Below are 12,801 nucleotides of genomic sequence, written 5' to 3'. Positions count from 1 at the left end.
AATTCAGCGCCGTCCGTTGGCAAAGCCGGACGCCTGGTGCCAGATCTTTCCGGCACTGACGATCAGCGGGCGCAGCTTGTCTTTTCCGATCAGCGTGGCACGGCGAATGGAACTGATCAGGTCGTAGCGCGGCGAGCCCTCGGACATGCCCTCCGCCAGGATCTTGCAGATGATGTGGCTGGGCGTCACACCGAAGCCGGTGTAGCCCTGCACGAAGTACACGTTGCCATGACCCGGCAGTGATCCGATCTGCGGAAACAGGTTGGGACTGCAGGCCATGGGGCCGCCCCAGGCCAGGTCGATCTTCACGTCGTGGAGGTACGGAAACACCTTGAGCATGAGCGCACGGTTCCACGCCTTGAGGTCGCTCGGAATGTGCTCGATGTAGGGCGTGGCCGAGCCGAACAGCAGCCTGTTCTCTCGTGTGACGCGAAAGTAGTCGATGACCGGCCGGATGTCGCTGTAGGCGCCCCGGATCGGGCTGATTTGTTCGATCAACGCGTCAGACAGCGGCTCCGTCACGCACTGGAAGGCATGGGTGTTGATGGTCGAGCGATGCAGCTCGGGCTCGAGTCCGTTGAGGAAGCTGTCGCAGGCCCAGAGCAGTTTGCGTGCGGTGACCGAACCTTTGGGGGTGCGCACCTTGATCGTCTCGCCATAGGTCACCTCCACCGCGGGGGAGAACTCGAAGATGCGAGCGCCATGCCCGACCAATGCCTGCGCCTCGCCCAGCAGCAGGTTCAGCGAGTGGACATGGCCGCCCCCCATGTGCAGCAGGGCGCTGCTATAGACCTCAGAGCCGATGATCTCGCGCACCTCGGCGCCTTCCAGGTAGCGAATCTCGTGCGGCGGGTTGAGCGACCTGAACTCGCGCTCCCACTGGCGCAGCGTGGCGGCCTGGCGTCCGTTGTAGCCCAGGTAGCCGTAACCGCGGCAGAAGTCGGCCTGGATGCCGTAGCGGTCCACGCGGTGCTGGATGATCTCCGCTCCCAGATCGCTGATCTCGAAGATCGCGCGCAGACCGTCCTCGCCCACGTCCTTGCGGATCTTGCCCAGGTCGTGTCCGATGCCGGCCATGATCTGCCCGCCGTTGCGGCCCGTACCTCCGAATCCGAGGTACTTGGCTTCCAGCACGGCAACGCTGCGGATGCCTTTTTCGGCGAGCTCCAGCGCGGTGTTGACCCCGCTGAAGCCACCACCGATGACCACGACATCGACGTCGATGTCCTGTTCCAGGCTGGGAAAGCTGAGCTCGTACTTCTTTGTCGCGGTGTAGTAGGTCGCGGCTTCCATTTGAATCATTTGAGCGCCATGCACGTGCCGTGCATCTCCGATGTCGTCGAGGGTGTGTTCCAGGCAGCAGCGACGCAAATCGCCGGCGCTGCACCAGGGTGACCGCAGTGTCCCGGGCACTTGCATTCCGGCGTTATCGAGATTCGGCACAGTTGATGTGAAGCGGGGAACCGGCATCCAGATGTGCCGAATCTCGATAACGCGCTTTCCGGGTCCGTTCGGATACTGCGAACCTTCCACGTAACCGGCACGGCCAGCATCCCAGGCGGACCGCAGCTGTGCCCCACCACTCCGGAGAGCTCTCATGAAAGCCACGATTACAGCCATGACTGCACTTGCTGCCTTGAGTACGTCTGCCCTCGCCGCAGAGGACGCCGCCCCTGCGCCACCGATTCGTGTCTCGGGCTCCGCGACCTTGGTCTCGGACTATCTGTTCAAGGGCATGACGCAGACCTGGAACAAACCCGCCGCGCAAGGCAGCATCGACCTGAACACAGACTTGGGCTTAAGCGCCAGCATCTGGGCATCCAACGTGAGTTCCAAGGTCTACGCCGGGGCCAACACGGAGATCGATCTTTCGGTGGGCTACAAGAAGGCCCTGAGCGACGACTGGACCGTCGGCACCGGCCTGCTGTGGGTCTACTACCCCGGCGGCAACTACGACAAGGTGCGATACACCAGCCTGCCCTCCCAGCGCTACGACTTCGCAGAGGCCAACCTGTTCGTCGCCTACAAGTGGGTCAGCCTCAAGTATTCGCGCACGCTCACGGACCTGCTCGGATTCAACGAGAAGACCGGCTACACCGGCGGCACGCGGGGCTCGAGCTACATCGACCTGAGCGCCGATATTCCGGTCTCCGACGACTACGTTCTGAACCTGCACGCCGGCCATCAGAACGTGACCGCCAAGCTCGTCGCGCCCACCGCCAACGGTTCGCGCAATCCGAACTTCCAGGACTACCGCATCGGCGTGACGCGCAACTTCCCCGAGGGCCTGTCGGTATCGCTGGGCGTGGCATGGAACAGCAACACCGCGTTACTCAACGGCACGCCGTCGAATCGCGACTCGTCCGACACCAAGGACGTTGGAAAGCGCCGTGTCTATGTGTCGGCCACCAAGATGTTCTGACGCACTCCAATCTCACCTGGAAGAACATCACATGACTCAAGCACAACTCAAGAAAGACACACTGGGCCTGTGGTCCATCGTTTTCTTTGTCGTGGCGGCCGCGTCTCCGATCACGGGCGTGATTGGCGCCATGCCTATCGCCTTCATGTCCGGCAACGGCGCGGGCTTGCCCGGCGTCTATGTCCTGGCCGGCCTGCTGCTGTGGATCTTCTCGTTCGGCTTCGTCGCCATGAGCCGTCATGTGGTCAACGCAGGCGCGTTCTATTCGTACGTGGCGGTCGGCCTGGGTCCCAGGCTGGGCATGGCGGGGCTCAACGTCGCCTTGATGACCTACACCGCCATCCAGATCTCGGTGATCGCCATGTTCGGCTTCTTCTCGCAGATGTTTCTTGCCGAAAACTTCGGCTTGAGCATTCCTTGGTGGGCCTGCAGCATCGCAATGCAGTTCCTCGTGCTGCTGCTGGGTATTCTGAAGGTGGAGCTCGGGGGTATGGTGCTCGGTCTGCTGATGCTGGCGGAAGTGGGTATTGTCCTTGCAGTCGATGCGGGCGTGCTGATGCATCACGCTGGCGCCGGCACTTCATGGGATTGGAGCCCCTTTGCTCCTTCGGTGGCATTGAGCGGGGCGGTAGGCATCGCAATGGTTTTTGCCATCAGTTCCTTCATCGGCTTCGAGGCCACGGCGATCTACTCGGAAGAGTGCCGCGATCCCAGGCGAACGATCCCTCGCGCCACCTTCGTTTCGGTGACGCTGATCACATTGTTCTTCGGCCTCACGAGTTGGTGCTTTGTGCAATTCCACGGAGCGGCTGGCGTGGTAGCTGCGGCGGCCAAGGACCCCGGCAGCTTCGTGTTCAATATCGCCTCGCAGGCCCTGGGGCCCAAGGCCTTGTTGCTGATGTCGGTGCTGCTGATCACCAGTCTGTTTGCCGCTTCCCAGGCGTTCCACAACACGATGTCGCGCTACATGTTCGCGATCAGCCGCGATGGCTTTCTCATGAAGTCGTTTTCCAAGGTGCACCCGACCTACCGCACCCCCTACGTGGCCAGCATCGCGCAGGCCATCGGGATGGTGTGCATCGTTGCCATCGTGGCACTGCTGCAGCAAGACCCGATGGCCGTGGTCTTCGCCTGGTGCTCGGCACTGGCCACCATGGGTATCCTGCTGCTGCAGGCGACTGTGTCCGTGGCGGTGGTGGTCTTCTTCATGCGCAACCCCCGCGCGGGTGCGTCGCTCTGGAGCCGGCTGATTGCTCCGGTCATCGCCACTGTGGGCATGGGTGCGGCGCTGGTCATGGTCGCCAGGAACCTCAACGTCCTGAGCGGGTCCGATTCGTCCGCCATCAACGCGTTGCCCTGGATTCTGGCAGTTACCGCGGCATGGGGTTGGCTGTACGCGATCTATCTGGCCCGGATGCAGCCGTCCCGTTTCGCCCGCCTCCAAGGCGTTTTTGACCACACGGCCTGAGGCAGCGTGGATGCACCGAGGGGGCGCAGTTCAGAGTCTTCGCCATCCCAAGCGGTTGGATGCTTCCGCTGCTGTATTGCGAACCGCGGTTCTCGCGTATCCAAAGCACGCCAACCGGGCGCATCAACTTGGAAAGCCGAAGCGGCAGTTTGGCGAGAACACCTTCGGCTGCCAGGCGGGTGGCCGAGCTGTCCGGCATTGACGCAATGGCATCAGTGATCCGTACGTAGGTTGACGTCACATTCAGCGAGAGCGTCTCAACGTGATCAGTGGGAGTTTCCAATCCGTAGGCGTGAAATGCCGCGATCAGGGGCTGCCGAAGCAACGAGTCCGTCGGCGGCAGTACTCATGGAAAGGGAGCGACGTCAGCCCAGGTCACCACACGCTGCATGGTCAAGGGATGACCCGTCCGATACACCAGCACGGTGTCGTCGTCAAACAGTGGCCGTTGCTCGACCCCCCCGTGCATGACGATCAACGCTGGCGTTTTCTCGCCGCTAGTGGGTCTGACGCGTTTGCCACGCTTGATGTAGAGCTCAACGGCTCGAATCCGATCCTCGTAGGAATACACGAACTACCTCCTGGTAGCCCAAGTTTTCGTCCGCACCCCCCCGAGTCGGCTGCTTGAGCGGCGACGACAGCCCCGCACAACATCTGGAGAGATGGCGGGGGTCCCCATAAGGAAATGCGTCACCCCTAGAACAAGTCCGTCTTTGCGCCCGCAACGGGACGCTCCTACCGTCATGCCTCTGTCATTGACACCGAAGAGGAAGTCTCGTGAGCCAGTCCAGCCCGTCCCGTATCTCCAGGCGCATCCGCCGCATCAAGCCCTCCCCCAGCAGCGCCGCGGCGGACCGGTTCGCCGAACTGCGCAAGGCCGGCAAGGACATCATCAATCTCGCCATCGGTGAACCCGATTTCGACACGCCCGCGCATATCCGCGAAGCAGGCTGCGCGGCCATCGAACGCGGCGAGACGCGCTACACACCCGTCGCCGGAACGCTGGCCCTGCGGGAAGCCATCGCTGCCAAGCTGCTGCGCGAAAACGGCCTGAGCTACAGCCCGCGCGAGATCATCGTCACGGTCGGGGCCAAGCACGCGCTGTTCAACGCACTGTCGGTGACGGTGGAGGAGGGACACGAGGTGATCGTGCCGGCGCCGTACTGGGTGTCGTACCCGGACATGGTGCTGGCCTGCGACGGCACGCCGGTCACCGTGGCCTGCAAGGAGGAAGACGATTTCCGCCTGACCCCCGACGCCCTCGAGGCGGCCATCACGCCGGCCACGCGCTGGCTGGTCTTCAATTCGCCGACCAATCCCACCGGCACGACCTACACCGGCGAGCAGATGCGCGCGCTGGCCGACGTGCTGATGCGCCACCCCCAGGTGATGGTGCTGACCGACGACATCTACGAGCACATCCGCTTCACCGATGCCGCACCACCCCATTTGCTGGCCATCGAGCCCGGCCTGCGCGACCGCACGCTGGTGGTCAACGGCGTGTCGAAGACCTACGCCATGACGGGCTGGCGCATCGGCTATGCGGCCGGCCCCGCGGACATCATCGCGGCGCTGGACATGCTGCAGTCGCAGTCGACCAGCGGTGCCTCCTCCGTAAGCCAGGCTGCCGCCGTGGCGGCGCTGAACAGCGACGCGGCCTTTCTCCCCGACTGGGTGGCCACGTACAGGCAGCGCCGCGACACCGCCACGCGGCTGCTCAACGGCATTCCCGGCATTCGCGCGCGCGCGCCGGGCGGCGCGTTCTACCTCTATCCCCACTGCGGCGGCCTGATCGGCAAGCGCACGCCCGAGGGCAAGACGCTGGAGACCGACAACGACGTCGTGATCTACCTGCTCGAAGCGGGCGGCGTCATGGTGCTGGCGGGTACGGCGTACGGGGTGTCGCCGTACTTCCGCATGTCGACGGCCGCCAGCGTCGAGCAGATCGAGGAGGGCTGCCGGCGCATCGCCTCGGCGGTGGCGAAGCTCGCCTGACCTCCGGCCTGCGGACCTTGCCTATCAAGAATCCTTATAGGCGAAGGTCCATAACGTATTGGCCGCCGCAGCAGCCTCTTCCTACTATTCCTTCAACCCTTCCATGACCCGGAGAAAAGCAATGAGCTACCCCACGAACTCGAGATTGCGCGGCGCGGCCTTGGTGGCCATTGCCGCGATCGCCGGCTTCTGCACATTGGCGCCCGCCAATGCGCAGACCGACACCTTCAAGATCGGTGTCATCGCGCCCATGAGCGGCCCCAATGCCCGCTACGGCGCCTTCGCGAACAAGGGCGCGGCGCTCGCCGCCAAGGAAATCAACGCCGCCGGCGGCGTGCTCGGCAAACAGATCGAGCTCGTGAGCGGGGACAGCCAGTGCGTGCCGGCAGAGGGCGTGGCTGCCATGCAGCGCATGATCAGCCTCGAGAAAACGCCGGTGATCATCGGCGACGTCTGCAGCTCGGTAACGCTCGCGATGCAGCCGCTGGCCGAGGAGTCGAAGGTGCTGCTGGTGAATGCGGCCTCGTCGAACCCCGACATCACCTACAAGGCCGGCGTGGGCGGCTTCAAGTGGACCTTCCGCAACTACCCGACCGACGAGGTGCGGGCCGCGACAGTGCTGGAGTACGCGTCGAAGACCAAGGGCTTCAAGAAGTTCGCGGTGCTCTCGGTCGACAGCGACTACGGCCGCGGCGCCATCAAGTTCACCAAGCGCTACCTGCCAAAGTACGAGGGCGCCGAGATCCTGAGCGAGGACTACTACAAGGACTCGGAGACCGACTTCCGCTCGGTGCTGAGCAAGATCCGCCGCTCGGGCGCGCAGGCCATCATCCTGTACGGCCAGGCCGACACCACGCCCATCATCGCGCGCCAGATGCTCGAGCTCGGCCTGGCCGGCAAGGTCGCGCTGGTCGGCAACGGCGAGTTCAACACCAAGGAAACCATCGCCGCCGCGCCGAAGGTGATGAACGGCGCGGTCGAGGCCGCCGCCTGGCTGCCCGAGGTGCCGGCGCCGCGCAGCCTGAAGTTCGTGGAGGACTACAAGAAGGCCAACGGCGGCGAGATGCCGAACAACCACGCCTACACGCACTACGACACGCTGAACCTCATCGTGGCCGCGATCAGGAGTGCCAACAGCCTGAAGGCCGAAGACATCCGCAACGCCATGGCGAAGATCAAGTACGACAGCCCCATGGGCGTCGTGACCTTCGACGACCACAACCAGGCGGTCATGCCCATGGTGCTGCTCGAGATCACCGACGGGAAGCCGGCCATCAAGGGAATGATCGCGACCAAGGTCGACTACGCGGCCGGCGCGAAGTGACGCACCGTTCCCAGCCTGCGAGAACACCGTGAGCTCATTCCTTTTTGAACAGATCGTCAACGGCATCATCACCGGGTCGGTCTACGCCCTGGTGGCCGCCGGCATGACGATGATCTTCGGCGTGCTGCGGGCCATCAACTTCGCCCACGGCGAGTACTACATGCTGGGCACGTTCGCGGCCTGGTGGGTCATGTCGAAGCTGATGGCCGACTACAGCATCGCCATCATCGGCGGCGTGGCGATCGTCAGCGTGATCGCCGTGGTGATCGGGCGCGCCGTGATGCAGCGCCTTATCGGCCAACCTTTCCAGGCCGGCGTGCTGGCCACGCTGGGGCTGTCGCTCATCCTGCAGAACGTGGTCATCCTCGCCTTCGGCGGCGGCTACAAGGTGTTCTCGGGCGGCTGGCTGGAGCCGATCGAGATGGGCGACTTCGGCATGTCGCAGCAGCGCGTGATCCTGGTGGTCGTCACGCTGGCGGTGTTTGCCGGGCTCGAGTGGATGGTGCGCAGCACCCGCCTGGGCCGCTCGATCCGCGCGGTGTCGCAGAACATCGAGTGCTGCCAGGTCAACGGCATCGACGTCGAGCAGGTGGTGCGCCGCACCTTCCTCATCGGCGTGGCCATCGCTGCGCTCTCCGGCGTCCTGACCGGCCCCATCAACGTCAGCATCTACGGCGGCATGGGCGAGTCGATCACCCTGAAGACCTTCGCGGTGATCGTCATGGGCGGCATGGGCAACGTGCGCGGCACCCTGATCGCCGGCGGCCTTCTGGGCGTCATCGAAAGCCTGGTCGCGGCCTTCATCGGCCTGCAGTACCGAGACTCGGTCGGCTTCGTCGTGCTCCTGCTCATGCTCATGTTCCGGCCGCACGGTCTGTTCAGCAGCAAGGCACGTTTCTGAGGAAGTCAAAGCAATGAAACAGGCCATCTTGTCTACCACCACGCTGGACACGCCGCGTCTGCCGGCCGCCCGGGTCGCCGCCGTCAATTGGAGCGCATGCGCCTTCGGCGTGGCGGCGCTGCTCTGCGCGCCACTCTTCCTCGGCGACTACTACCTGCATGCAATGGTCCTCGCGATGATCTTCCTGCTGCCGGCGCTGGGGCTGAATCTCATCCTGGGCTACACCGGCATGCTGTCCCTCGCGCAGGGCGTGTTCTTCGGGCTCGGCGCCTATGCGTCGGCCCTCATGTCGATCCACTTCGGCACGCCGTTCCTGGTGAACTTCCTGGTCGCGGGCCTGGTGGCCGGGCTGGTGGCGTTGCCCCTGGGCATTCCGGCACTGCGGCTACGCGACACCTCCTTCGTCATGTGCACGCTGGGCATGGTCGTGATCGCGCAGATGTTGTCGAAGAACTGGATCGACCTGACGCGCGGCGACATGGGGCTGTCGGGTGTGGCCCGGCCGCGCCTGGGCTTCGGCGACTGGGTCTATACCGTCATCAAGGCGCCCGAGTACTTCTACCTGGTGCTCGCCGTCGCGGCGCTGGCGGTTGCCGCATTCGTGGCGCTGATCCGCTCGCCCGCGGGCCGCTGCATGGTGGCCATCCGCGACAACGAGACACTGGCCGAATCGCTGGGCGTGCCGACCTGGACCTACAAGCTGCTGGTGTTCATGCTGAGCGCCGTCTTCGCCGGGCTCGGTGGCAGCCTCTACGCGCATTTCTCGACGGTCGTGAGCCCCCTGGTGTTCCAGGCCTACTACTCGAACACGATCCTGATCATCGTGCTGGGCGGCGGCGTGGGCAAGGTGCCGGGCGCGATCATCGGCAGCTTCGTCTTCGTGGCCGTGTCCGAAGCATTGCGCATCACGCCCGAGCTGCGCATGGTCATCTACGGCTTCGTGCTGCTCGGTCTGGTGTTCCTGTTTCCGCAAGGGCTGGCGCCGCTGTTCCAGCGGGCGGCAGAGCGCATTGCCGGCATCGGAAAGGGGTCGAGCGATGTCCGCTGAACCCGTCATGCTTCGCATCGAAGGCCTGCGCAAGAACTACGGCGCCGTTGCCGCGCTCCAGGGCGTGGACATCGAAGTCCGCCGCGGCGAGGTGATGGGGCTCATCGGCCCCAACGGCTCGGGCAAGTCGACCCTGTTCGACTGCTGCACCGGGCTTCAGCGCAGCGACTCGGGCCGCGTGCTGCTCAAGGGCATGGACATCACCGGCTGGCCGATGAACCGCATCGCCCGCGAGGGCCGCTTCCTGCGCAGCTTCCAGAAGACCGTGGTCTTCCCCACGCTGGACTCCGAGGAGAACCTGGTTCTGGCCGGGCAGATGTCGCGCTTTCCGAACGTGCTGTCGACCTTCTGGGTCGGGCCGTCGGCCAGGAAGCGCATCCACGCGCTGCGCGAACGCGCGAAGGAACTGATCGAAGTGACCGGGCTGGCGCGCGTGGCCCACCTGCCGGCGGGCCACATGTCCGGCGGCCAGCAGAAGCTGCTGCAGTTCGCCTCGATGCTCATGCCCGAACCCGAGCTGATCCTGCTGGACGAACCGCTGGCGGGCATCAACCCAGTGCTCATCGAAAAGGTCATCCAGTGCATCGAGCATGCCAACCAGAAGCTGGGCGTGACCTTCGTGCTGATCGAGCACAACACCGACGTGCTGATGAGCCTCAGCCACCGCGTGGTCGTGCTGCACCAGGGCGCCAAGCTCGCCGACGCCACGCCGGAAGAGGTGGTCCGCAACCCGGAGGTCATCGAGGCCTACCTCGGCGGCTGACACGAAAGAACAACACCATGGAACTCGAAATCGACAACCTGCGTGCCGGCTACGGCCACCTGGACATCCTGCACGGCGTGGACCTGAAGATCCGGCACGGCGAATTCGTCACGCTGCTGGGGCCCAACGGGGCCGGCAAGTCGACGCTGCTGAAGTCGCTCTTCGGCATGACCACCCACAAGGGCGGGGCTATCCGCTGGAAGGGCAAGGACATCGCGGGCCTGCGCCCGCAGGCGATGCTCGGCCACGGCATTGCCTACGTGCCGCAGGGCCGCTGCAACTTCCAGTTGATGTCCATCGACGAGAACCTCGAGATGGCCGCCTACACCATCAAGGGCGGCGACCTGAAGGGCGAGCGCGAGTACGTGTACGACCTGTTCCCCATCCTGCGCAAGCGCCGCAACGAGCTGGCCGGCAACATGTCCGGCGGCGAGCAGCAATTGCTCGAGATGGCGATGGCCGTGCTGCGGCGCCCCGAGATCCTGCTGGTGGACGAGCCATCGGTCGGCCTCTCTCCGCAGGCCATCACGCTGGTTTTCAACGAGCTCAAGCGCCTGCACAAGGGCGGCCGAACGATCCTGCTGGTCGAGCAGAACACCCGCAAGGCCATGGAGGCCGCCGAGCGCGCCGTGGTGCTGCGGCTTGGCAAGGTCATCTGGGACAGCCCGGTCCAGGCGCTGAGCACCGCCGACCTGGGCGAACTGTTCATGACGGGCAAGCGCGTGCGCGATGCGGCCACTGCCTGAACACACATCTCAACCGAACACAGAAGGAGCTGAAAGGCATGAAACTGGCATTTGACACAGGTGGCACGTTCACCGACTTCGCGATGACGGACGACGACGGAACCATCCTGCTGCACAAAGTGCTGAGCACCCCCGATGCGCCCGCGCGCGCCGTGCTCCAGGGCGTGGACGAGCTGCTCGCCAAGGTGCGCGAGCGCAACGGGGCCAAGGCCACAGGCAACGGCCAGCTGCAGATCCTGGGCGCGACCACGGTCGTGACCAACGCGGTGCTGGAGCGCCGCGGCGTGCCCACCGCCTTCATCACCACCGACGGCTTCCAGGACATGCTGCGCATTCGCACGGAAGGGCGCTACGACCTGTACGACCTGCGCATCCAGTACCCCGATCCGCTGGTCTCGCGCGAGCTGTGCTTCGGCGTGGAAGAGCGCATTGCCGCCGACGGCACGGTGATCAAGGCACTCGACGAGGACGGCGTGCGCACCATCGCCCGCGTGCTGCTCGACAAGAAGGTCGAGTCGGTGGCCGTGTGCCTGCTGCACGCCTACAAGTACGCGCAGCACGAGCGGCGCATCGGCGAAATCCTGGCCGAGGTGGCGCCAGGCATTTCCGTCTCGCTGTCTTCCACGGTGTGCCCCGAAGTGCGCGAGTACGACCGCGCCTCGACGACTGTCGTCAACGCCTACACACGGCCGATGATGGTCGGGCACGTGAACCACCTCGAGCGCGAGCTGTCGAAGCGCGGCGTCGAAGGGCAACTGCTCTGGATGACCTCGAGCGGCGGCGTGGTGCCGAGTTCGTCGGCCTCGCGCACGCCGGTGCGGCTGATCGAATCCGGCCCCGCGGCCGGTGCGGTGGCGGCGGCGGACTATGCGCGCCAGGCCGGCGAGTCGAGCGTGCTGTCCTTCGACATGGGTGGCACCACGGCCAAGCTGTGCCTGATTCCGAACGGCCAGCCCATGGTGGCCAACGACCTCGAGGTGGCGCGGCATGAGCGTTTCCGCAAGGGCAGTGGCTTTCCGCTGAAGATCCAGTCGATCCACATGATCGAGATCGGTGCGGGCGGCGGCAGCATCGCGGCGCGCAACAAGCTCGGCCTGCTGGGCGTGGGGCCGCGCAGCGCGGCCGCGGCACCGGGGCCGGCCTGCTATGGACGCGGCGGCACCGAGCCGACGGTGACCGACGCCGACCTGCTGCTGGGCTACCTGAACGAAAACTCCTTCCTCGGCGGTGACTTCGCGCTCGACAAGCCCGCCGCCGAATCGGCGATGGCCCGGCTCGCGAAGGACCTGGGTATTTCGCTGGAGCGCTGCGCCTGGGGCATCCACGACATGGTCAACGAGAGCATGGCCGAGGCCGCCTCGATGCAGGCCACCGACAGCGGCGTCGACCCGCGCGCGCTGCCGCTGATCGCCTTCGGCGGGGCCGGGCCGGTGCATGCGTACGGCGTGGCCCGCAAGCTGGGCATCCGCAAGGTGATCTGCCCGCTGGGTGCGGGTGTCACCTCGGCCATCGGCCTCCTGGGTGCGCCGGTGGCGGCCGACCTGTCGGCCAGCCTGCCGATGCGCATCTCGGCCTGGAACCCGAGCGCGGTGAACGTGGTCAAGGCCACGCTGGCGGACCAGGGGCGCGAAGTGGTGCTGGCGAGCAAGGTGCCGGTGGACCACATCAGCTATTCGTACACCGTGGACATGCGTCACGTCGGCCAGGGCTACGAAATCTCGGTGCCGTTGCCGGCGCTGGACCCGGCGGACCCGAAGTTCATCGAGGAACTGCTGGCGCGCTTCCATGCCGCCTACGTGGCCCTGTACGGCCGCGGCGTCTCGGGCACCGATGCCGAGGTCATCACCTGGCGCGTGCGCGCCAGCGGGCCGAAGGCGCCGGTGTCGCTGGCCAGCCTGCGCGGCGAGTCGGAAGTGAAGCGCGATGCACGCAAGGGCACGCGGCCCGTGTTCTTCCCGGAGCTCGGCAAGTACGTCGACACGCCGGTCTACGACCACTATGCGCTGGTGCCCGGCGTGCCGGTCGAGGGTCCCGCGATCATCGAGCAGCGCGAGTCGACCGTGGTGATGGGGCCCAATGCCTCTGCCTCGCTCGATGCCGAGCACAACCTGATCATGCTTTTGTCCTGAGGTCT

General features: G+C 65.2%; 11 protein-coding genes. 9 read left to right on the top strand and 2 right to left on the bottom strand.

Annotated features, from left to right (window positions below):
* Window positions 1–3 precede the first annotated feature (3 nt).
* Window positions 4–1,302, bottom strand: coding sequence for an NAD(P)/FAD-dependent oxidoreductase (locus ACWV14_RS35815; protein ID WP_454908574.1), 1,299 nt, complete (start codon window positions 1,300–1,302; stop codon window positions 4–6).
* A 295-nt stretch (window positions 1,303–1,597) separates the two neighbouring features.
* Here ACWV14_RS35815 and ACWV14_RS35810 point away from each other — a divergent pair, with 295 nt between their 5' ends.
* The gene (locus ACWV14_RS35810) at window positions 1,598–2,422 is read left to right on the top strand and encodes a TorF family putative porin (protein WP_454908573.1); all 825 of its coding nucleotides are present in this window, start codon (window positions 1,598–1,600) and stop codon (window positions 2,420–2,422) included.
* Entirely contained in the window at window positions 2,397–3,890 is a 1,494-nt protein-coding gene (locus ACWV14_RS35805) for an APC family permease (protein WP_454908828.1), read from the top strand. Before ACWV14_RS35810 ends, ACWV14_RS35805 begins: the two co-directional genes overlap by 26 nt.
* A gap of 346 nt (window positions 3,891–4,236) precedes the next feature.
* Here the strand turns inward: ACWV14_RS35805 and ACWV14_RS35800 are convergent, their stop codons facing one another.
* Window positions 4,237–4,461, bottom strand: coding sequence for a hypothetical protein (locus ACWV14_RS35800; RefSeq protein ID WP_454908836.1), 225 nt, complete (start codon window positions 4,459–4,461; stop codon window positions 4,237–4,239).
* Window positions 4,462–4,667: 206 nt separating this feature from the next.
* Between ACWV14_RS35800 and ACWV14_RS35795 the strand changes: the two genes are divergently transcribed.
* The 7 genes from ACWV14_RS35795 (at window position 4,668) to ACWV14_RS35765 (ending at window position 12,796) form a co-directional block, all read left to right on the top strand.
* A complete protein-coding gene (locus ACWV14_RS35795) occupies window positions 4,668–5,885 on the top strand; it encodes an aspartate transaminase (protein WP_454908572.1) in 1,218 nt (405 codons plus the stop codon).
* 121 nt (window positions 5,886–6,006) lie between these two features.
* Window positions 6,007–7,209: an ABC transporter substrate-binding protein gene (locus tag ACWV14_RS35790; protein WP_454908571.1), complete on the top strand. Its 1,203-nt coding sequence runs from the start codon at window positions 6,007–6,009 to the stop codon at window positions 7,207–7,209.
* A 28-nt stretch (window positions 7,210–7,237) separates the two neighbouring features.
* A complete protein-coding gene (locus tag ACWV14_RS35785) occupies window positions 7,238–8,110 on the top strand; it encodes a branched-chain amino acid ABC transporter permease (protein ID WP_454908570.1) in 873 nt (290 codons plus the stop codon).
* A gap of 13 nt (window positions 8,111–8,123) precedes the next feature.
* Window positions 8,124–9,158, top strand: coding sequence for a branched-chain amino acid ABC transporter permease (locus ACWV14_RS35780; RefSeq protein WP_454908569.1), 1,035 nt, complete (start codon window positions 8,124–8,126; stop codon window positions 9,156–9,158).
* Window positions 9,148–9,921, top strand: coding sequence for an ABC transporter ATP-binding protein (locus ACWV14_RS35775; RefSeq protein WP_454908568.1), 774 nt, complete (start codon window positions 9,148–9,150; stop codon window positions 9,919–9,921). The genes ACWV14_RS35780 and ACWV14_RS35775 overlap by 11 nt, the downstream gene beginning before the upstream one ends.
* Window positions 9,922–9,938: 17 nt before the next feature.
* Window positions 9,939–10,667 carry a branched-chain amino acid ABC transporter ATP-binding protein gene (locus ACWV14_RS35770; RefSeq protein ID WP_454908567.1) on the top strand — a complete coding sequence of 243 codons (729 nt, stop codon included), beginning with the start codon at window positions 9,939–9,941 and terminating at the stop codon, window positions 10,665–10,667.
* A 38-nt stretch (window positions 10,668–10,705) separates the two neighbouring features.
* On the top strand, window positions 10,706–12,796 hold the full coding sequence (locus ACWV14_RS35765) for a hydantoinase/oxoprolinase family protein (protein ID WP_454908566.1): 2,091 nt from the start codon (window positions 10,706–10,708) through the stop codon (window positions 12,794–12,796).
* The last annotated feature ends 5 nt before the right edge of the window (window positions 12,797–12,801 follow it).

The sequence above is a fragment of the Variovorax durovernensis genome (assembly GCF_977011995.1).
This window is presented reverse-complemented; position numbering and strand designations above follow the sequence as displayed.